This is a genomic window from Georgenia sp. G2120, from assembly GCF_055326485.1.
On the sequence record NZ_JBUZNL010000008.1, the window covers coordinates 144,742 to 164,992 of the forward strand.

Annotated in this window: 21 protein-coding genes and 1 pseudogene; 8 read left to right on the top strand and 14 right to left on the bottom strand. The window is 64.7% G+C overall.

All coding sequences use genetic code 11. The annotated features are described in order from the left end of the window. Nucleotides 1–333 precede the first annotated feature (333 nt). Nucleotides 334–687 (top strand): hypothetical protein, encoded by a 354-nt coding sequence (locus ACZLMO_RS10650; protein WP_425712890.1) that lies wholly within the window; start codon nt 334–336, stop codon nt 685–687. Nucleotides 688–773: 86 nt separating this feature from the next. Here ACZLMO_RS10650 and ACZLMO_RS10655 read toward each other — a convergent pair whose 3' ends face one another. The 3 genes from ACZLMO_RS10655 to ACZLMO_RS10665 all read right to left on the bottom strand — a co-directional run bounded on the left by ACZLMO_RS10655 (nt 774) and on the right by ACZLMO_RS10665 (nt 3,598). After that, nucleotides 774–2,228, bottom strand: a complete 1,455-nt coding sequence (locus tag ACZLMO_RS10655; protein WP_425712889.1) for an FAD-dependent monooxygenase — start codon at nt 2,226–2,228, stop codon at nt 774–776. 183 nt (nt 2,229–2,411) lie between these two features. Continuing rightward, nucleotides 2,412–2,672 (bottom strand): hypothetical protein, encoded by a 261-nt coding sequence (locus ACZLMO_RS10660; RefSeq protein ID WP_425712888.1) that lies wholly within the window; start codon nt 2,670–2,672, stop codon nt 2,412–2,414. Between the two features lie 86 nt (nt 2,673–2,758). After that, on the bottom strand, nt 2,759–3,598 hold the full coding sequence (locus tag ACZLMO_RS10665; RefSeq protein WP_463653733.1) for a fructosamine kinase family protein: 840 nt from the start codon (nt 3,596–3,598) through the stop codon (nt 2,759–2,761). Between the two features lie 114 nt (nt 3,599–3,712). On the opposite strand from ACZLMO_RS10665, the gene ACZLMO_RS10670 reads away from it, so the two are divergent. The 3 genes from ACZLMO_RS10670 to ACZLMO_RS10680 all read left to right on the top strand — a co-directional run bounded on the left by ACZLMO_RS10670 (nt 3,713) and on the right by ACZLMO_RS10680 (nt 4,586). Next, nucleotides 3,713–3,886 (top strand): hypothetical protein, encoded by a 174-nt coding sequence (locus tag ACZLMO_RS10670; protein ID WP_463653734.1) that lies wholly within the window; start codon nt 3,713–3,715, stop codon nt 3,884–3,886. A gap of 15 nt (nt 3,887–3,901) precedes the next feature. Next, nucleotides 3,902–4,279 (top strand): YchJ family protein, encoded by a 378-nt coding sequence (locus ACZLMO_RS10675; protein WP_463653735.1) that lies wholly within the window; start codon nt 3,902–3,904, stop codon nt 4,277–4,279. 115 nt (nt 4,280–4,394) lie between these two features. Further along, nucleotides 4,395–4,586 carry a hypothetical protein gene (locus ACZLMO_RS10680; RefSeq protein WP_463653736.1) on the top strand — a complete coding sequence of 64 codons (192 nt, stop codon included), beginning with the start codon at nt 4,395–4,397 and terminating at the stop codon, nt 4,584–4,586. Between the two features lie 128 nt (nt 4,587–4,714). On the opposite strand, the gene ACZLMO_RS10685 is transcribed toward ACZLMO_RS10680, so the two are convergent. Further along, nucleotides 4,715–5,191, bottom strand: coding sequence for a TetR family transcriptional regulator C-terminal domain-containing protein (locus tag ACZLMO_RS10685; protein ID WP_463653754.1), 477 nt, complete (start codon nt 5,189–5,191; stop codon nt 4,715–4,717). Between the two features lie 3 nt (nt 5,192–5,194). Further along, nucleotides 5,195–5,347, bottom strand: a pseudogene (locus tag ACZLMO_RS10690) (TetR family transcriptional regulator); the annotation flags it as partial. 51 nt (nt 5,348–5,398) lie between these two features. On the opposite strand from ACZLMO_RS10690, the gene ACZLMO_RS10695 reads away from it, so the two are divergent. The 3 genes from ACZLMO_RS10695 to ACZLMO_RS10705 are packed head-to-tail and all read left to right on the top strand — an operon-like array spanning nt 5,399 to nt 7,307. After that, a complete protein-coding gene (locus tag ACZLMO_RS10695; protein ID WP_463653737.1) occupies nt 5,399–5,947 on the top strand; it encodes an HXXEE domain-containing protein in 549 nt (182 codons plus the stop codon). Then, on the top strand, nt 5,944–6,510 hold the full coding sequence (locus tag ACZLMO_RS10700; RefSeq protein WP_463653738.1) for a hypothetical protein: 567 nt from the start codon (nt 5,944–5,946) through the stop codon (nt 6,508–6,510). Before ACZLMO_RS10695 ends, ACZLMO_RS10700 begins: the two co-directional genes overlap by 4 nt. Beyond that, entirely contained in the window at nt 6,507–7,307 is an 801-nt protein-coding gene (locus tag ACZLMO_RS10705; RefSeq protein ID WP_463653739.1) for an alpha/beta fold hydrolase, read from the top strand. The genes ACZLMO_RS10700 and ACZLMO_RS10705 overlap by 4 nt, the downstream gene beginning before the upstream one ends. Nucleotides 7,308–7,352: 45 nt before the next feature. Here ACZLMO_RS10705 and ACZLMO_RS10710 read toward each other — a convergent pair whose 3' ends face one another. After that, the gene (locus ACZLMO_RS10710; RefSeq protein ID WP_463653740.1) at nt 7,353–7,673 is read right to left on the bottom strand and encodes a RidA family protein; all 321 of its coding nucleotides are present in this window, start codon (nt 7,671–7,673) and stop codon (nt 7,353–7,355) included. Between the two features lie 292 nt (nt 7,674–7,965). Between ACZLMO_RS10710 and ACZLMO_RS10715 the strand changes: the two genes are divergently transcribed. Beyond that, nucleotides 7,966–8,403: a hypothetical protein gene (locus tag ACZLMO_RS10715; RefSeq protein ID WP_463653741.1), complete on the top strand. Its 438-nt coding sequence runs from the start codon at nt 7,966–7,968 to the stop codon at nt 8,401–8,403. A 47-nt stretch (nt 8,404–8,450) separates the two neighbouring features. Here the strand turns inward: ACZLMO_RS10715 and ACZLMO_RS10720 are convergent, their stop codons facing one another. The 8 genes from ACZLMO_RS10720 to ACZLMO_RS10755 all read right to left on the bottom strand — a co-directional run bounded on the left by ACZLMO_RS10720 (nt 8,451) and on the right by ACZLMO_RS10755 (nt 20,178). Further along, on the bottom strand, nt 8,451–8,669 hold the full coding sequence (locus tag ACZLMO_RS10720; RefSeq protein WP_463653742.1) for a KTSC domain-containing protein: 219 nt from the start codon (nt 8,667–8,669) through the stop codon (nt 8,451–8,453). Further along, nucleotides 8,666–10,081 (bottom strand): DUF2130 domain-containing protein, encoded by a 1,416-nt coding sequence (locus ACZLMO_RS10725; RefSeq protein WP_463653743.1) that lies wholly within the window; start codon nt 10,079–10,081, stop codon nt 8,666–8,668. Before ACZLMO_RS10725 ends, ACZLMO_RS10720 begins: the two co-directional genes overlap by 4 nt. Before the next feature lie 2 nt (nt 10,082–10,083). Continuing rightward, complete coding sequence (locus tag ACZLMO_RS10730) at nt 10,084–11,964, bottom strand: ATP-dependent nuclease (protein WP_463653744.1); 1,881 nt, start codon at nt 11,962–11,964, stop codon at nt 10,084–10,086. Then, nucleotides 11,964–15,005 (bottom strand): type I restriction endonuclease subunit R, encoded by a 3,042-nt coding sequence (locus ACZLMO_RS10735; RefSeq protein WP_463653745.1) that lies wholly within the window; start codon nt 15,003–15,005, stop codon nt 11,964–11,966. The genes ACZLMO_RS10730 and ACZLMO_RS10735 overlap by 1 nt, the downstream gene beginning before the upstream one ends. Then, complete coding sequence (locus ACZLMO_RS10740) at nt 15,002–16,177, bottom strand: restriction endonuclease subunit S (RefSeq protein ID WP_463653746.1); 1,176 nt, start codon at nt 16,175–16,177, stop codon at nt 15,002–15,004. The genes ACZLMO_RS10735 and ACZLMO_RS10740 overlap by 4 nt, the downstream gene beginning before the upstream one ends. Next, complete coding sequence (locus ACZLMO_RS10745; protein ID WP_463653747.1) at nt 16,174–17,742, bottom strand: type I restriction-modification system subunit M; 1,569 nt, start codon at nt 17,740–17,742, stop codon at nt 16,174–16,176. Before ACZLMO_RS10745 ends, ACZLMO_RS10740 begins: the two co-directional genes overlap by 4 nt. A 212-nt stretch (nt 17,743–17,954) precedes the next feature. Next, nucleotides 17,955–18,926 carry a hypothetical protein gene (locus ACZLMO_RS10750; protein ID WP_463653748.1) on the bottom strand — a complete coding sequence of 324 codons (972 nt, stop codon included), beginning with the start codon at nt 18,924–18,926 and terminating at the stop codon, nt 17,955–17,957. 89 nt (nt 18,927–19,015) lie between these two features. After that, nucleotides 19,016–20,178 (bottom strand): IS3 family transposase gene (locus ACZLMO_RS10755; protein ID WP_463653749.1). Its coding sequence is split into 2 segments (ribosomal slippage): nt 19,016–19,897 and nt 19,900–20,178, totalling 1,161 coding nucleotides; the frame shifts between segments, so codons are not numbered across the junction. Between the last annotated feature and the right edge of the window lie 73 nt (nt 20,179–20,251).

The window sequence follows — 20,251 nt, forward strand, 5'->3', positions numbered from 1 at the left end:
AGACGACTCGGGGGCGGGTGCCAGATCGGCACACCGCCCCCGTCGTCAGCCGAGAGTCACTTCTTCTTGTTCTTCTTCGACTTCTTGTTCTTCTTGTCGTTCTTGTCCTTCTTCGACGCCTTCTTGGCCATGGTGCACCTCCCTCAGTTGTCAACTCCTTGTTGACCTGAGTCAACCACCGGTTGACGCGTCGTGTCAATCAAGGGTTGACGACCGCGTGTCGCGCCCACCCGAGCCGCGGTCGGCGCACAGGCCGGATCGGGCGCTGCACGCCCACCGTGCCTGGGACGACATGCGCCGGAATTCCCCGCATCCGCTGGATACGATGCGCCCATGGGCAAGCGAGCTGAGGCGACGACGGATGCGCCCGCCGACGCGACGAGCGCGGCCGCGGAGCCGACGACCGGCACCGACACGCCCGACCCGGTACAGACCGAACAGGCCCGCACCGCCCTCAGGACTCTGACCTCCGGCGACGACCCGCTGACTGTGCTCGACGGCGCCCGACGCCTGCGCGAGAACGCCGAGACCATCGAGGCCGACGCCGTCCGCGCGGCCCGCGCGGCCGGCGTGTCCTGGTCCAAGATCGGCGCCGTCTACGGCCTGACGAAGCAGGGCGCCCAGCAGCGCTTCTCCCCGAAGAACGCGGACAAGCGTGCACGTTCCGACGGCACGCACGGGTCCTGACAGTCACCCGCGGGGCGTGACGGAGACACACCACGCCGGATTCGCGCTCACGATGCCAGACGCCCGCGCGGCGCAGACGGGGCAGGTCACGCGCGCCAGGCGCGCAGCGCCTCCGCAAGCCCGACGTCGGACCCCTCGCCCACCCACGCGACGTGTCCGTCGGGCCGCACGAGCACCGCGCTGGGCGCCGCGACCTCGCCCAGCACCGGCAGCTCCCAGTGCCCGTCGCACTTCGCCGCGACGTGTCGGAGACCGTCGGCCTCCGCCGGCGGCACGGCGCCCCCGAGTGCGGGACCACCGAGCTCGAGGAGCAGCGGCCGGGCCTCGCGCAGCAGCTCGGCCACGCGCACCGGTCCGTCCACGGCATCGAGGTCGATGTCCGGCATCCGCCGCCCCAGCAGCGGATGTCCGTCACCGAGGTCGTACACCACGTCGAGGCCCGCGACGAGCGCCGCCGCCCGCGCGTGGGCCTCCCTGACGCCGAGCAGGTCGTCGAGGATGTCGCGCATCGCCTCCTGCCGCGGGTCGGCGCGCTGGAACAGCGACTGCGCCATCGTGTAGCCGAGCGCCCGGGCCCCGGCCGGGTGCCGCTCGGCGTGGTAGCTGTCGAGCAGTCCGTCACCGGCGACGCCGCGCACCACGCGGGCCAGTTTCCAGCCGAGGTTGACGGCGTCCTGGATCCCGAGCCCGATGCCTTGGCCGCCCGTCGGCGAGTGCACGTGCGCAGCGTCGCCGGCGAGCAGAACCCGGCGGTCGCGGTAGGCGGTCGCCTGACGGGTGGCATCGGTGAACCTCGAGAGCCACGTCGGGTCGTGGATCCCGAGATCGGTGCCGAACGCTTCGGTCAGCGCACGCCGCAGCTCGTCCGTCGTGGGCGGCGTGGAGGGCCCGATCTCGGCCTCGGTGACGACCACCCGCACACTGCCGTCGTCCATGCGGTGCAGCCCGTGGACGCCGCGATCGTCGACCTTCCCCGCCGTCGGCAGCTCCTCGGTCGCCTGCACCTCGGCGATGAGACTGCTGCGGGTGGCGTCCGGCCCGGCCAGCTCGATGCCCACCGAGCGTCGGACCACGCTACGACCGCCGTCGGCCCCCACGACGTACCCCGCCCGCAGGGTCTCCCCCGAGGCGAGCCGGACGTCAGCGCCGTCGTCGTCCTGGGAGACGCCCTCGACGTCGACCCCACGCCGGATCGCGACGCCCAGCTCCTCGAGCCACCCGGCCAGGATCCGTTCGACGTGGTTCTGGAACAGGGCGAGCGTGTACGGGTGCCGGCTGGGCAGCACGCCGAGGTCGAGCGACGTCGCCCCGAGCATCGCCCGTTCGATGCGCGTGCCCTCGGCGAGGAACCGATCGGCGACGCCCCGCTGGTCGAGCACCTCGATCGTGCGCGCATGGAAGCCGCCGCCGCGCGAGCCCGCCAGATCCTGCGTCTCACGCCGCTCGACGACCAACGGATCGATCCCGGCGAGCCGAAGCTCCGCCGCCAGCATCATGCCCGTCGGCCCGCATCCGACGATCACCACATCGCGCCTGTTCATGCTCGTCCCCCTCTGTCGGAAAGCGCGGAGCATGGCACACAGGGGGGCTCTTGCGGCAAGCCCCCTGGGCCTCGCTACCGTGGGCACAACGGCGCGGACCGCGCGGCGCGGACCGCGCGGCACTGTCCTGGACGCGGAGGATTCGCCGGCGGACGAGGCTGCGTGCCGGGCCCTGCGACCGGCTCAGCTGTCCGAGACCCCCGTGACCGAAGCAAGGGTGCCGCCGACGGCCCACAGCACGCCCCCGAGGACCGCGACCGCGAGAGCACCGCCGGCACCGACGACGCCGGTCAGACTGACGAGCCACCAGACGAGTGCGACGACGAGCAGCAGATACCCAAGGACCGTGAGGACCTCACCGAAGACACCGATACGGACGACGACGGGGTGACGGCGGATGCGAGCCGCCCACCCGGGGCGCTTCCCGCCGTTCGTGCTACCCACGCGTCGACCGTACCGGCCGGGGAGTCGGAGCCGACCTCCGACTGAGCAGCACGCAGCGCGCGGCGCGGCGACGCCCCCGGGACGCGTCAGAGGTACCGGCGCGCCACCTCGACCGTCGCCGGGCCGTAGTGACCGCCGAAGATCACCGCGTGCATGACGAGCATCGTCAGCTGGTGGAGCCCGACCCGCTCGCGCCACCCGTCGGCGAGCGGAGACACCTCCTGGTACCCGGCGAGGATGTCGTCCAGCCGGTCGACACCGAAGACGTCCAGCGCCGCGAGATCGGTCTCCGCGTGGCCGCCGTGCGAGGTCGGGTCGATGAGGACACCTTGCACGCCGCCGGGCGCTCCCTCCCCCGTGCTCGCCTCCACGCCCGCCGCCGGGCTCGCCGCCCACACGACGTTGCCGCCCCACAGGTCGCCGTGCAGCCGCGCGACTCCCCCGCCGACGAGCGCGGGCTGGTCGGCGTCGAACCGCCCGTCCGCGAGCCGGTCGGCGATGCGCTCGAGCACGCGCGCCCCGTCGTCGTCGATCGATCCCTGCGCGACCGCCCGCCGCACGTACGGCCTGACCTGGTACTCGGCGTAGAACTCGCCCCACGTGGCGAACACGGGGTCGGCGTCGTGGTCGTGCAACGGCATCGGTCCGGAGCTGCGGGGCGGCTGCCCGGTCCAGCCGGGAGGGGCGCAGCCGAGCGACGGCGCGCCGGCGGCGTGGGTCCGGGCGAGGCCGCGACCGAAGGCGGCCGCCGCCTCCGCGGTGGCAGGCGCGTGCTCGAGCAGGACGAGGTCGACCCACCCCTTCCCCTCGGCGACGATCTCGACGACGGGCGCTCCACCCTCGGGCTGCGCCTCCGCGAGCCAGCGCAGGCCGGCGGTCTCGAACGCGAGGGTGCCGGGTTCGTCGGTCTTGGGGAAGATCGCCATGCTCCATCGTCACCCGACAGTGCCTGCGCGGTCACCCCGTGACCGGTCAGGCCGTCGAGGCGTCCGCACGAACGGCGGAGTAGCGTGGACGGCTCGCCCCCAGGAGGAGCAGACATGTCATCCCCAGCGCACCCGAACCACCCCCACGAGCACCTGTCCGCGACGGGTGAGCCGAGCGTGCCGGTCGTCGAGCCCGACCAGGACCTCGCACCACGCCCCGAGGAGGAGATCGCGGACCAGCTGCGTGCCGAGCCCGACGACGAGGGCCGCGGCGGCACGTCGACCTGACTGGCCGAGGCGACCATGACCGACGACGGGTCGATCCACGGCGAGGGTTCGATCTCCGACGACGCCGAGCACCCCTGGCCCGAGACGGCGGAGGCCCTCATGCGCTCGCGCTTCGCCGCGTTCCGTTCCGCGGACGCCGCCTGGCTGCTCGCCTCGTGGCACTCCTCGACCCGGCCGGAGTCGATCGACCTCGCCGACAACCCCGCGTGGCGCAGGCTGCAGATCGTCGACACGGTGGCGGGCGGGGAGGACGACGCGGAGGGCGTCGTCGAGTTCCGCGCCACCTACCGCGAGCCCGGCGGCGGGATGGGCGTCCAGCACGAGCGGTCGCGGTTCGTCCGCGAGCACGGGCGGTGGGCCTACCTCGGACCGGAGCGGCCGACGACGACGTGAGCGGGCCGGGCCGGGCCGGGCCGGGCCGGGGGCATGACGGCCGCTGACAGAGGCACCCATCAGCCGGTGACACCTGTCAGCGATCGGAGAGGTCGGTCACTGCCATGCTCCTGTCATGAGCAGAAAGACACTGGCCTACATCGCCCTCGTCGTCAGCATCCTCTTCGGTGCCGGGTTCAGCGTGTTCGAGGAGTCACGCGGCACCTACGCCGTCATCGGCGGGGCGATCGTCGCCATCGCCTGGATCTCGGTCGGCTACCTGGGGAAGCCTGACGAGCCGGACGACGCACCGCGCGACCGGACCTGAGCGACCATCGCGCCGATCCGGCCGGCACGACGACACCGTCATCGACGACGGGCACCTTCCCACACGACCGACCGGGTCCGATCGCATGGACGACCGGTCACCGAGAACGCGTGACCATGTCCGTCGACTCAGGCCGGCGTCGAGATGTCGACCACGAGCTCCAGGAACCGATCGAGCAATGCCGGCCCGCGCCGCTGCGCCTCGTCGGGCTGCATCTCGGTCAGGTGGAGCGACAGCCCGTCCAGCAGCGCCTGCAGGAGCATCGCGTCCTCGTCTCCGTCATCTACCTGACCGTCCGTCGTCGTCACAACCGGCTCCTCGACAGCAGAGATGGGTGGGAGAGAGCGCCGCGCCCGGACGATCCGGGCGTACATCTCGAGCAGCTTCTCGTTCGTGCGGTTTCTCAGGTCCGCCAGCGAGGGGTCGGTCGCGGCGTGTGCGACAAAGGCCAGCCACACCGCGTGCTCGCGCTGCCTCTGCTCGTCGAGCGGTAGCAGCTCCAGGAGGATCTCCCGGGTCCACTCCTCCACGTCGCCCCACCGGGCGACCCGGGACAGTCGGTGCTCCACCCCGTCGGAGATCCACTCCATCGCGTACCGGATCATCTCGGCCCGAGTACGGAAGTGGTGCTGCACGGCGCCACCGCTGACGCCGGCCTCCGCCGCCACCGCTCGCACGCTGACCCCCGTGATCCCCTCTCGAGCGACCACCCGGGTGAGCGCCTCGGCCAGCCTGTGCCTGCCGTCCCTTGCATCTGCCATGGGTAGACAATACAGTCGCACGACCTTCCAATACGAACGTAAGGTCGCCCTATGAAACTGATGGTCACCACACCCGCACGAACGGACAAGCCGCCGGGGGCCGGGCACCGCCGCCTGTCACAGCTGTGGGGCGCAACGGCTCTGGCCGTCGTGCTGCACAACACCGAGGAGTGGCTGCTGGACATGACGGGCTGGATCGCCGGGCACCCCTGGCTGCCGGGACGCTCCCTGCACGGTGATCCGGCCGAGTTTGCGCTCGTGCTCGCCCTCGTCACGCTCGCCGTGCTCGGCCTCGCCGCCGTCGCCGTCGGCACCCGGGCGCGCTGGAGCGCCACCGTGCTGGCGTGCGTCGCCTGTGCGCTGATGGTCAACGGCGCCGGCCACGTCCTGCTGAGCCTGCTCTCCTGGAGCCCGATGCCCGGCCTCGTCAGCGGCGTCGCCCTGCTGCTCCCGCTCGGGACGCTCGTGTCCCGCGAGCTTCCTCCGGTGCGCTGGACTGCGTCGACCGTGGCGCTCACAGCCCTGGCCGCCCTCGGCATCACGGCCGGCGCCTTCGCCCTGGCGCCCGTGCTCACCGCACTCACCGGACGGGTGGCGTGACCATGGTGACGGACCAGCACCCCGCGGCGCAGCCCGACCGTTCGGCGAGCGGGACCAGCCGTCGCCGCACTGGGACCGACCGGCGCCCGCCGGGCCTCGTGACCTCGATCGTCTTCGGCATGGTCCTGCTCGCGGTGCTCGTGTGGCAGTTCGCCGGAGTCGCCGACGACGGCCAGCAGCTCCAGGTCCTCGACCCGGGGCTTCACCAGGCGGGGAAGGCCGTCCTCGTGGGCACCCTCACCGTCAGCCTGGTCTGCAGCGCGGTGGCCTGGGCGCGACGCCGGTGGACGATGCCGGTGGCCCTCGTCAACACCGTCGCCAACGGCGCCGGGGCCGTGTCGGTCGTCGTGCTGGCGGTGGAGGGCGCACTCCTCTCCCCCGTGCCGGCCGGAGCCACGGCCGGGACCCGCACAGAAGTAGCGGACCTGACCGAGCTGCTCCTGCTCCTCGTCGCGGTGGTCGCGATCTGGGACAGCCTCGACGGCATCCTCCGGGCGCTCCGGACGGGGCCGCGCGCTACGCGCCGCCACACATCCACCAACGACGACGAGGACCACTCATGACACACCTGGACAGTCCCTGGACCGGCATGGTCCCGGTCGACGACACCGCCCTGTTCACCAACGACACCGGCGGGCCCGGCACACCCGTCGTCTACCTCAACGGCGCATACGCCGACCTGCGGCACTGGGACAGGGTGGTCGCCGAGCTCGGGACCGACGACTGGCGGCACGTCCGCTTCGACGAACGGGCGCGCGGACGCTCCCGGCGATCCGCCGACTACTCCTTCGAGGCGTGCCTGCGCGACATCGAGACCGTGCTCGACGCGGCGGGCGTGGAACGCCCCGTGCTGGCCGGCTGGTCCTACGGCGCGACCCTGGCCGTGCACTGGGCCCGGCGCCACCCGGACCGCACCCTCGGAGTGGTCGCCGTCGACGGCGCCATGCCCTACGACTGGATCGACGACGAGGCGCGCGCCCGACTCCGCCGCCTGTTCCACCGCATGCGATGGATGCTCCCGGTCGCGAGCCGGATGGGTCTGGCCGCGCGCATGAGTGCGGCGCAGCACGCCGAGGTCAACATCGAGGTCAACGAGCTGCTGGGCACGCTGGAGTCCGTGCTCGACAGCATCGAGGCGCCCGTCCGGTACGTCGTCGCGACCGGCGGACACCTCGGCACAGACGACGCGGAGATGGCAAAGGTGCGAGCCACGCTCGAGCCGGTGCTCGACCGCAGGCCGAACATTCGCGTCAGCGCGACGGTTCCCACCAACCACGCCAAGATCCTGCGGCGGGAGTTCGATGCCGTCGCGGACGCCGTCCGCGAGGTCGGGCGACCGGCCGGCCCCGGGGACGGGTGATGATCGGCGCCCAGCGACACGGACGCGTGACGGGTCGGTGAGCGCTCAACGGCCGGCCGCGACCGCCTCGACCTGGACCAGCAGCGCAGGACTCGCCAGGTGCTCGACGACGAGGAGCGTCGACGCCGGCCGGTGCCCACCGAGACACCCTCTCGCCGTCTCCGTGAAGGTCGGGATCGCGTCGCGCGAGGTGAGGTAGATCCTCAGCGACGCCACGTCGGACATGCCGAGATCCGCCTCGGCCAGTACCCGGGCGACGTTCTCGAACGCGATGAACGTCTGCTCCGCCAGGTCCGCTCCGATCGTGGCATCGGGCCGGACGCCGACCTGCCCGGACACGAACGCCAGGCGACCGGCACCGAGCACCAGTGCACCCTGACTGTGGAGCGGCGAGTCGAAATCCCTCGGCGGCTCAAGAGGTCGGATCAAGGAGTCTGGCTGTTCGTCGTCGTCCCGTGGCACACGCCCCACCCCCCTGCACATTGTCGAGCCTCGTTCTCCGTCTGCACCGGTCGCGGCCACACGATAGGCCCCGACGCTCGATGCTCGACGACCACGCCGCCGTCGTCGACCATCACTGGCACATAGATCCGCGGCCCGTACACCTACCAACGAAAAAACGGCTGAACCCCCGTCACCGGGGGTTCAGCCGTTCACGATGTCCTGGGACATCACAGGGGTGGGACTGTTCTCCTCGCATGCAAACGAACTGCGGAAGGCCCGCCGTCACCTCTCGACCGAGCCAGTCCACGAGCTTCCGCAGGCGAACGGCGGACGTAAGCGCACGACGCAGCCGCGACTCTCGGACGAAAAGGTCAGCCAGATCGTCACCGCCTATGGGACGGGGAAGACGGTCTACGAACTTGCCACCGAGTACGGCTGCCATCGCGTCACGATCAGCGCTGTCTTGAAGCGTCGGGGAGTTGCGTTGCGCCGCATGCCGCCAAGCGATGAGCAAGTGGCCGAGATGATTCATCTTTACGAAACTGGCCTCTCCCTCTCGCAAGTAGGTGAGCACCTCGGTTTCAGCGCAACCACCGTGCTGCACCGAATACGTGCGGCGGGAAGAACGACTCGCAACTCGACACAGCGATGAAGATTGACGGGCCTCACTCCCCGTGCCCGCAGGATGGATACTGACGCTCAGCTAGCGACCTTGCGCACTGAGTACCCAGCCTTCTTGACGTTGACATCCAAGTAACGGCCAACGCTCGGGGCACCCAATAGCCCTTTGTAGACGGAGACCGGAACACCGAAGTACTGATAGATGCCACCCTTGATGAACGCGACCTCCAGTGTCTTCGTCTCCGGGTCGTAGCCAACCTCGGCTACGTTGCTACTAACCACTGGTACTCGATTCATTCATCGACTCCTTCCTCGTTCTTTGAGCCTTCTAGCTCTGCGAACTTGGCTGCCATCGTCGGATTGCGTCTGGTCAGCTTCTTGATAGTCACATCCTGAGCTTTGTCATTGGCGAGTCGCAGATTTCGCTCTGAGCCTAGGAGTGCTTCCTTCGCTTTTTGGAGCCGATCTATGGATTTGTCAATCTCGTCGATGGCGGAGTGAAACCGTCGTGCGGCTAGTTCGTAGTTTTTGCCAAACGCTGCTTTGAATGCGTCGAGCTCATTCTCGAAGTTCGTGATGTCGATGTTCTGCGCCTTCACCAGTGCAAGCTCGTTCTTGTAGGCGAGCGCGTTGAGTGCTGCATCGCGCAGCAGAGTAATCATCTGGATGAAGAACTGGGGACGGATTACATACATCTTCGGGTAGCGATACGAGACGTCCACGATCCCGGTGTTGTAGAGATCGCTCTCCGGTTCCAGAAGGGAAACAAGGATCCCATACTCGCATCCCTTCTCCGTGCGATCCTTATCGAGCTCTTTGAGAAAGTCCTCGTTCTTCTTCTTGGTGGCGGTAGTGTCGCTCTCGTTCTTCATCTCGAACATGATCGACACGACCTCGGTGCCCGACTCGTCGTAGTCGCGGAAAATGAAGTCGCCCTTACTCCCCGTGTGCGCGTCATTATCCTTCTCGAAGTAAGCACGGGGGAAGGCCGTGGCACGGATACGGTTGAATTCTATCTCGCAGTGCTGCTCGAGCGTTTCGCCGACCATTTTGGTCGACAGCTTGGCCTTCATGTCCCGCAGCCGCTCGATCGCGTCATCGCGGTCCTTGATCTGGGTCTCGTACTTGTCTCTGAGGGACTTCTCGGCGAGCTGCTTCTCGAGTTCAACTTTCTCGAGACCGTTCCTGAAGTCGTCGCGCTCCTTCTCTACGGCACTCACTGCTTCGGTGATGGCCAGCTTCTGAGAGACTTCGATGCTCTCTAGCTTGGCCTTTAGCTCCTGAATCTGGGCGTCTTTCGCTGAGGTCGACTTCTGCAGTTCTGCGACGAGCTTTGCCTCAATTAGCTCGACGGCAGATTGCTTCTCTTGTTTGGCATTCTCTAGCTCTCCGGCGAGCGAATCGCGCTCCTTCTCGACGGCCGCGAGCGCCTCCTTCACCGCGAGCTTCCGCTGAACGTCACCGGCGTCGAGCTTGGCTTTTAGCTCCTGAATCTCAGCGTCTTTGGCAGAGGCTGCTTTCTGCAGCTCTCCCGCAGCCTTCGCTTCAGCCAACTCCAGCGCCTTCTGCTTGTCCCGGTTAGCAAGTTCGAGGCGCTCGTGGAGCTGTTTCTCGAACTCATCGTCGCGCACCTGCTTGACAATTTCGGCATACCCAGCCTCGTCGATGGTGAACGTCTTCCCGCAATGTGGACACCTAATCTCATGCATGGTCAACCCTCCTTTGCTTTTGTCAAGATTTCGGTGAGCACCGAAGGAACTGAACCGGCGGCTTCGAGCGTTGCAGCCCGATAGGCAAGCTGGTTCTTCGAGAGGCTGATGCCCGAAGCCGCCTCGACTGCTTCGCACGCCGTCACCCATTCAGGCCAGGCAGCTCCAAGGAATGCTTCGAGATGATCGTCGAAGATCGCAACATTGTCGGCAATGACTGCCGTCGGGAAGTCCTCCTCCGTGCGACCGAAGTATCTCAGGGCAGAGCGGTTGGCAGCGGCATGACCAGCCCGCTCCTCATCAATCTTGTCTTGCTCCTTGCCATTCGCCTGAGCCCGTGCCTCGAACCCGCCGTCAGCGTCAAACAGCGCGTAGGCGGGAATCCCTAGGGCCGTCAAGATGGCGTGTGCCAGCGGTATCGACTGCTTTCCGCCAACCGGCACGATTGACAAGCCAGCAGCTTCCAGGGAACTTACTCGTTCTCGGTCGCCGACGCCATAGAACACTGCGGACTCCGTGGCACCTTCGACAAGAAGAACCCGATGAGCGAACAGCGCAACCGAGAGCTGATTCGTCACGATGCCGTCGAGTTGGCGATCAACGACCGACTCTTTGACGACTCCCGCGAGCTTTGCCTTCACGTCCGCTATGTTTGCGGAGTGCACAGTGACGACCGGAGCGTCATCTGTTGATCGCGTGAGGCGGCGTACCTGGTCGAAATGGCGCGCCTCCAGGAAGTACGGACTGTGGGTGGCGTAACTCACCTGAATCCGCTTATCAGCGTCCTCCGCTAAGGAGCGCAGCACCTTCGCGAAGGTCTGAGCCTGGATCGGGTGCTGGAAGAGCTCCGGCTCCTCGATGGCCAAGCAGATGACGCCCTCCGCCGACGCCGCACCAGACTGCGCCAGCAACTGCAAGGCAGATATGAGCAGGGTGCGTTGGAAGCCATGCCCCTGGCGCTCGACGGCGGTCTCCGTCTCGCCGTCCAAGATCGAGACACCAAATGTCGTCCGCGGAGCCTTGAGTTCCACTTCTGCAGGTGTGACCGAGACTGCTCGCCCCGGCGTGTACGACGTCACGACCTCGTTGAGTTGCGCCGTCATCGTTTCGAGTTGCGCCTTGAACTTTTCTTCATAGACCTGTTGCTGTCGGGCTCGGGCATCCTCGACGATCGTCGCGATCTCCTCGTCGGCTGCCGTGCGGTCAACAGAACGCTCAAGGATGCGTCCGATTACGCTCGCCTTTCCGTCGAGCGACTCTTCGCTGGCGCGAAGGTCAGCAGTAACAAGCACGAAGTCGAACAGTCCGCTCATCTTGCCACCGCTGTTGAAGCCGAAGAAGTTGGTCTGCAGGGCCTCTGGGGCCTCAACCAATTGCCCGATGTTTGCTGCCTCCCAGGCGGTCATCGCCTGATCCACCGCCGTTCCTGTCGTCGCCGCGGGAAGCCCCAGATCCGTACGGTTTCGACGGAGCTCTGCGTAGAGTTCCCTCTTTGCTTTGGCGCTTGTCGCAGCTTTGATGTCATTGAACTCGGGTAAGCCCTTTGCGTTCGCCGAGAAGACCTCCACGCCGCTGGGGAGACGCTGCTTCCAGGCGGTGAAGGTGTCGGCCTCGGCTGGAGCGTACTTGCCCAACGCCTCGCGGTCTTTGTCGGTCAGATCGTAGAAGGTGACTTCCACCTCGATGTCTTCATCGGTTGCTCCAAACGAACAGTCCGTCTCGCTCAACGACCCAGGTTTGCCATTGAAGTACCAGTCGAGAGCACGGAGCACTGTCGATTTGCCGGTGCCGTTCGGCCCGATGAATGTCGTGACATCATCGAAGGCGATCGTCACATCCTTCAACGATCGAAAGTTACGAATACGAACCGACTGAATTTTCACTACGCGCTCCCGCCCGAACTCAAGCCGAAGAATCTCTCGAAGAACGCTCCGAGCTTCTGGATGACACGTTGCTTTTTCTCGCCGTGGCCGCCATCGGCAGAGAATCGTGACACTGGCGGTAGTACCTTCGTGATCGCGGTGCCACTGGTGCGGATCTGGCCGTCGCGGAACGCGGTCTCGACGAAGACGCGGGTCTCATCTGGGCGGAGGCTCTCTTCGTTAATAATCGTGTCGAGCTCGGCCTCCCGCTTGGCTGCGATGAACGCGCGCCATTCCTGGTCGATCTCACCGTCCACGGAGAGGGAGTCGACGAAGTCTTCGATGAGGTCTTTCTTGTTGCGCAAGGTCGGGCTGGCGTCCACGGCGCGCGAGATCTCCGCGCGGATCTCTTTGTCGTCGCCGTCACCGCGTTCGTCGCGGTACTTCTGCACGAGCATGAGGATGTAGTCGACGTTGATCTCGACCTGCTTGATCAGCTCGATCTCGAAGACCACGTCGTCGTTGATCTGCTCCTTGTCGGCGTCCTTGTCCTTGCGGAACTCCGCATACAGGTCGAGGTAGACGCTCCGGTAGTCCTGGCCCTGCCGGTCAGTGAGGATGGCGTTGCCGGTGAACTCGTCGAACGAAGTGAGGATGTTCTGCAAGCGCAGGATCGCGCCGAACAGCGCGATGAACTCCTTCTGAGCGGCCTCGCCGATGATCGGCTGGCCGAGGGGGAAGGTACTGAGCAGTTCGGTGACTTTCTCGGCGTAGTCGTTGTAGTACTCGCCGTAAGGTTTGAGCAGCACAACGCCGCGGGCGTCCTTGTTGCCGAAGAGGGCGATGGCGTCGTTGGTCTCGTCTTCGAGGTCACGGAAGCTGACGATGTTGCCGTAGGTCTTCACGGAGTTCAGGATGCGGTTCGTCCGCGAGTATGCCTGAATCAGCCCGTGCGCGCGCAGGTTCTTGTCGACGAACAGGGTGTTCATCGTGGTCGCGTCGAAGCCGGTGAGGAACATGTTCACGACGATGACGAGGTCGATCTCGCGAGTTTTGAGCTTTAGCGAGAGGTCCTTGTAGTAGTTCTGGAACCGATCGGCAGAGGTGTCGAAGGACGTGCCGAACATGTCGTTGTAGTCCTGGATCGCATCCTCCAGGAACGACCGCGCGTCCATGTTCAGAGCGCCGGTGTCGAAGCCCTCTTCGTCGAGTCCACCGTCTTCGACCGCGTCGTTCGCACCATAGGAGTAGATCAGACCGATCTTTAACCGCTTGTCTGACGGCAGGCTTTCCTGCTGGATCTGGAAATGGTTGTAGTAAACGCGAGCGGCCTCGATGGACGCGGTCGCGAACAGCGCGTTGAAACCACGCACGCGGCGCTCTCCGAGCGTGTAGTGCTCGGCACGCTTGGTCTTCTGGTCGAAGTGCTCGAGCGTGTACTTCACGATCTGACTAATCCGCTCCGGAGCGAGCAGCGCCTTCTCGGTGTCAATCGCCGAGACCTGCTTGTCGATGACGTTGCCGACCTTGACCGTGTTGACGTAGTCGATGCGGAAGGGAAGCACGTTCTTGTCGGTGATCGCATCGACGATCGTGTAGGTGTGCAGCTTCTCCCCGAACGCCTGCTCCGTAGTCTTCAGCTGCGGGTTCCCACCGCTACCAGCGTTCGCCGAGAAGATCGGGGTGCCGGTGAAGCCAAAGAGGTTGTAGCGCTTGAACGCCTTCGTGATCGCGGTGTGCATGTCGCCGAACTGCGATCGGTGGCACTCGTCGAAGATGATCACGACGTGACCGTCGTAGATCGCATGACCCTTGTTCGCCGCGATGAACGTCGAAAGCTTCTGGATCGTCGTGATGATGATGCGCGCACCCGGGTCTTCGAGCTGCTTCTTCAACACCGCGGTCGAGGTGTTGGAGTTCGCTGCGCCCTTCTCGAACCGGTCATACTCCCGCATCGTCTGATAGTCGAGATCCTTGCGGTCCACGACAAACAACACCTTGTCCACGCTCGGAAGCTTCGACGCAAGTTGCGCCGCCTTGAATGACGTCAGCGTCTTGCCCGACCCGGTGGTGTGCCACACATACCCGCCCGCAGCAACAGTGCCGAGAGACTTGTAGTTCGTGGAGATGTCGATCTTCTGCAGAATCCGCTCGGTCGCGACGATCTGGTACGGGCGCATCACCAGCAGCATCCGGTCAGCGGTGAGCACGCAGTACTTCGTCAGGATGTTCAGCAGCGCATGCTTAGCGAAGAACGTCTTCGCGAACGCGGACAGGTCCTGGATCGGCTTGTTCTGCGCGTCCGCCCACCACGAGGTGAACTCAAACGAGCTCGAAGTCTTGCGCACCCGCTTCGAGCCTGCCGCCTCACCTAAATGCTGGCGACGCGTGGTGTTCGAGTAATACTTCGTCAATGTGCCGTTGCTGATCACGAACAGCTGCACGTACTCGAAGAGTCCAGAGCCTGCCCAGAAGCTGTCGCGCTGGTAGCGGTCGATCTGGTTGAACGCCTCACGGATGTCGACCCCACGGCGCTTGAGCTCGATGTGCACCATCGGTAGACCGTTCACGAGCACCGTCACGTCGTAGCGGTTCGAGCGAGCGGAGCCGCCTTCGCCCTGGCCGATCTCGTACTGGTTGATCACCTGCAGGCGGTTGTTGTGAATGTTCTGCTTATCGATCAGCAGAATGTTCTTCACTGAACCGTCATCACGCTTCAACAGCTGAACATGGTCCTCTTGTATACGCACCGTCTTCTCCACGATGTTATCGTTCGCGCCAGCGATCCGCTCCGAGAAGAACTGATCCCACTCGCTATCTGAGAACGTCACCGAGTTCAGAGCTTCCAGCTGTGCACGAAGGTTTGCGACGAGCTGCGCCTCCGAGGTGACCGGGAGATACTCATATGCCTGCGACTGCAACAGACGGATCAGCTCACGCTCAAGCTCCGCCTCCGACTGATACGAACCAGCACCCGCCGCATCAGGAATGTACTCAGCAACAACCGTGCTCTCAGACGACACGGCAATCGGATCATACTTACGAAGAGTCCCGTCACTCATGCCGATAACTCCTTGAACGTCAGCAACTTGTCGCGGTAGTACTCGTACTGCTTCCGCCGCGCAGCAAGCTCAGCTGGAAGGCCGACGCTTAGGTCGTTCACGAGAGCATCAAAGTGACTGAGTTGCGATGCAATGCGTTTTTGTGTCTCAATCGGAGGGATGGGGACTCGGAGGCGCTTGAAGCCACTCATATCAACTGAGGCGAAGCTTGAAGTCGTAGTGTTGTTGCGGCACCATTCGTCAATCACAAACCCGTAATAGTAGAGGAATTTCATATCGAATCGGTCTGCGTACTCCGCTTTAGGCCATACAGCCGTGAACCTTTGATTCGACATGAATGGAACGGTGATCAGGGCGTGCTCGCCAATCGTGGCTGAGGTTGCAAATATAAGCGATCCAGCCGGGAAGAGCCGACCACCCTTAACTGCTTTCTCAGGGATACGCTGGAGCGCGCGATCGAGAACTCGGCCGTTCTCACGAATATCTTCCATGCGGAACCAAGGAACAGTGCCGTTCAGCCAGTTCGTCGGATCCGACTTCGATGGGGTGTATCCATTGCGAGTCTCGAATGCCTCAGAAAGTTCCACGGTTTCGGCCTCGTCGGGGTTAAATGCCAAGAGTCCGCCGCGGTAATGTTCATACTGGCGGCGGCGGGCTTCCAGCTCCGCTTCCAGCTCCGCTTCCAGCTGTGTGAACTGATCTAATACTCGCACGATCTCCCGCTGTACCTCGAGAGGCGGGACCGGTACCTGAAATCCGGAGTAGATGCCGATCCACTGCCGCGCGTGGTCTTGCGGCTCATAGCGAATCGTCTGCATTACGTAATAGACGTACCGCAAGCTGGCGCGACCCGCCACTTTTGGCGTGAGCAGCTTCATGGCCGAGGACTTGACCTTGAAAGGAAAATCGACCCACTTGAATGCGGTGGTGAAGTCGTCGAAGATAATCACCGGAGTTGCGGGCGATGCCGGATAAATACCGTTCGCTTCGTCAGTTCGACCAAGGACGAACGTCTGGCCCGCCGTGAGAACTGGCGTGGCATAGGAGTCGCTGTATGCGGTTGAGTCGACAAGGTATTTGGTCGGCTGCTCATACGCGAGCAACTCCCCAAGTTCCACATACTCAACCCCGTGCGGGCAAAGCTCCGCGATCAGGTCGTCGATCCGGCTCACTTCGTGCCCTCCAGGTCGGCGACGATCTCGTCGATGGAGGTGCGCAGCTCTTGCTGGCGCGCGACGATGCGTGCGATCTCGGCGTTCAGCTCGGTGATGTCGATGACTTCGCGGGTGTCTTCGGCTTCGACGTAAGAAGACACGGCGATGTTGTAGTCGTTGGCCGCGATGTCTTCATTCGAAACGAGCGCCGCCACATGGTCGACGCTCTCCCGCGCGGTGAAGGTGTCGAGGATGTGCTGCTGGTTGACCTCGGTGAGCTTGTTCTTGTTACCGACGCGTTTGAACTCGGCAGAGGCGTCGATGAAGAGCACGGAGTTGTCGGTCTTGGACTTCTTGAGCACGATGATGCAGGTTGCAATCGTGGTGCCGAAGAACAGGTCCGGCGGCAGCTGGATGACAGCATCCACATAGTTGTTGTCGATGAGGTATTTGCGGATCTTCCGCTCAGCTCCGCCCCGGTAGAGCACGCCGGGGAACTCGACGATGGCCGCGGTGCCGTTGACGGCGAGCCACGACAGGATGTGCATCGTGAACGCGAGGTCGGCCTTCGACTTCGGTGCGAGCACACCGGCTGGTGCGAAGCGCGGGTCGTTGATCAGCAGCGGGTTGGCGTCACCGTCCCATTTGATGGAGTACGGCGGGTTGGAGACGATCGCCTCGAACGGTTCGTCATCCCAGTGCGCGGGGTCGATGAGGGTGTCACCGTGGGCGATGTTGAACTTCTCGTAGTTCACGTCGTGCAGGAACATGTTGATGCGGGCGAGGTTATAGGTGGTCAGATTGATCTCTTGACCGTAGAAGCCCTGTCGCACGTTGTCTTTGCCTAGGACTTTCGCGAACTTCAGCAGCAGCGACCCGGAACCGACGGCGGGGTCGTAGACCTTGTTCACCTGTGTCTTACCCACCACGGTGATACGGGCCAGGAGCTCCGAGACCTCCTGGGGTGTGTAGTACTCGCCGCCGGACTTGCCTGCGCTGGAGGCATACATCTGCATGAGGTACTCGTAGGCGTCACCGAACAGGTCAATCGAGTTGTCCTCGAAGTTCCCCAGCGGCAGGTCACCGATCGCATCGAGGAGCTTGACGAGTTTCTCGTTGCGCTTGGCCACGGTGCCACCAAGCTTGGAGCTGTTGACATCGAGATCGTCGAACAGGCCTTTGAGGTCATCTTCGGCGTCGGTGCCGACGGCGGATCCTTCGATGTTCTTGAACACGCGAGCAAGAGTCTCGTTGAGGTTCGCGTCGTTCGCGGCACGCTTACGGACGTTCTGGAACAGCTCAGACGGGAGGATGTAGAAGCCCTTCTCCTCCACGGTCTCCTTGCGGCCGAACTCAGCTTGTGCATCTCCGAGCTGGGCGTAGTCGAAGCCCGGGTCGTCTGCTTCGCGTTCGCTCTTGTTGATGTAGGCGGTGAGGTTCTCGGAGATGAACCGGTAGAACAGCATGCCGAGCACGTAGGACTTAAAGTCCCAGCCGTCGACAGAGCCGCGCAGATCGTTCGCGATGCGCCAGATCGTCTTGTGCAGTTCGGCGCGCTGTCCTTCTTTGGTGGTCGGTGCCATGTGGTTCATCTCCTGCGCCTCGGGCGCGTCTTAAGTTATGGTTGCGGGTTAACCTCACCGTAGCGCCAGGCACTGACATCGGTCGGTTGCCATCCGCGGCATGAGCTTGGACGTTGATGCAGCCGGGAGCATGTGTCGCGTCGACCGGGCGCTGCGATCTACCTGTGATTATCTCATGATCGGGCGTTTTCGAGAAGACCTCGCCGCCTCGGTCAGGTGTCCCAGTTCCAGGCGAAGCCGTTGAAGAGGCCACCGTGGACGTCGCGCAGGGTGAGGGTCGCGGTGCCGCGGGCGTCAAGCTGGACGCGGTTGTACTCGTTGGCTGCATGTGGGCGGGCGAACGGGCTGGCTCCCTCGAATTTCCAGATACTGGCGGGCCGTTCCCCGATGAACCCCACGCGGATGGTGAACAGCAGTGAGCGGTGGTGGAGCGCCCGGCTGGCGAGAGTCACTGGCTCCGGTTCGCTGCCGTCTTCGGGCGGTGTGATGCGGAAGCGCAGGTCGTAGCGTGTCCGGTCTTGCATCGGCTCGGTCGCCGTGCGGGCGGTGTTGAGGTGCCAGAAGTGGTCGTTCCAGCCCGCGCCGTCGACCGGGCGGGTGTTGACCTTGAAATCGCCCTTGTTGCTCGGGGTCACGACGCCGGGATAGGAGCGGCCGATGGCGACGTAGTCGAGTTCGCCTGCCATGTTCGCGAACCGGTAGTGCTCGTAGGTGGCGTGCCAGCGTCGGTTCTCGACGACAATGAGAGTGCTGGTCTCTTCGTAGATGATGCCGCCGTGCATCTCGGGCACGTCGAGCACGAGCGGGGCCTGCGCGTAGCGGCCGGTGACGAGACGGGAGTGCAACGCCTTGAGCGCTGCGGTCTCTCGTGTGCGAACGGTGTCGACCTTCCGTCCGATCTTGTCGCCGTGGATCTCCCGTCGTTGTAGCAACTCGGGTACGTCTTGCGTGTCGGGGCTGAGCGCGAACACGTCCAGCAACAGGCCTGCTTGCTCTACGGGCAGGGTGTGGATGGCGGAGATGAACCGGTGACGGAGACGTTCAAAGCTGTCCTCGAGGGAACCGCGGAGGAGTTCGTCGACGATCCCTGCCTGGGCGAGGCGTCGTTGGACGAAGCCCTCGCGTTTGGTCAGCCATGCGAGTTGCTGGTGGAGGGTGGCGACGTCGTCTTCATCGAGTCTCACACCATCACCTCCGTCTCGAACCAGTGCCCACTTCCAACTTTATTCCGAGTTTCAAAGGGGTCTGCTGCACGAGTAGGTGACAGGTGTTCTCAGGCCGCGAGTGCGATCTGAGTGGTCATGATGGTCTCGTACTCGATGGGGGTCAGACGACCGAGTCGGTCCTGGCGCCGGCGGCGGTGGTAGGTCCGTTCGATCCAGGTCACGATCGCGATCCGCAGTTCGGCCCTGGTGGCCCAGCGGCGACGGTCGAGGACGTTCTTCTGCAGGAGCGAGAAGAAGGACTCCATCGCGGCGTTGTCTCCCGCGGAGGCGACTTGCCCCATCGAGCCCACGAGGTCGTGGCGGCGCAGGGCGGCCAGGAAGCGCCTGGACCGGAATTGAGAGCCTCTGTCCGAGTGCACGACGCACCCAGCCATGTCACCGCCGCGTCGGGCGACCGCAGAGGACAGGGCGTCAACCGCGAGACGGGCCTTCATGCGGTCGCTGATCGAGTACCCCACGATCCGTCCCGAGTAGACGTCCTTGACCGCGCAGAGATAGATCTTGCCCTCGCCGGTGGGGTGCTCGGTGATATCGGTCAGCCACAGCTCGTTGGGAGCGGCCGCGGTGAAGTCCCGTTCGACGAGATCGTCGTGGGCCGGCGGGCCGGGCCGTTTCCCGTTCTTGCCTCGTTTCTTGCCGAACACGCTCCACCACCGGTTGTCCCGGCATGTCCGCCAGATCGTGCGATCACACGCGACGTGGCCCGCTTCACGGGCCTCGTCTGCCAGCAGGCGATACCCGAACTCGGGGTCGTCGCGATGAGCGTCGAACAGGGCGTTCGCCAGGTAGGCCTGCTCGAGATCGCGGTCGCTGACGGGGTCTGCGAGCCACCGGTAGTAGGGCTGGCGGGCGAGCCTGAGGACCCGGCACGTCACCGCGACAGGGATCCCGTCGCTGGCGAGCTCTCTCACGAGCGGGTACATCATTTTCCCGGCAGGTTCGCCTGCGAGAGGTAGGCCGCCGCACGGCGCAGAACCTCGTTCTCTTGTTCGAGCAGGCGGACACGTTTCTTCGCTTCGCGCAGCTCGGCCGACTCGCTCCGAGTCACACCGGGGCGATTGCCGTCCTCGACGTCAGAGGCCTGCAACCAGTTACGCAGACAGGACTCGCTGATCCCGAAGTCTTTGGCGATGTCCTTGATCGGAGCGTCCCCGCGGCGGGCCACGGCCACGACATCGTCGCGGAACTCCTTCGGATGAGGTCTGGGCACGATCGACATCCTTCCAGCAGCACCTTCCGGCACCACAGATCAGGTGTCACCTACCCGTGCAGCAGACCCACCC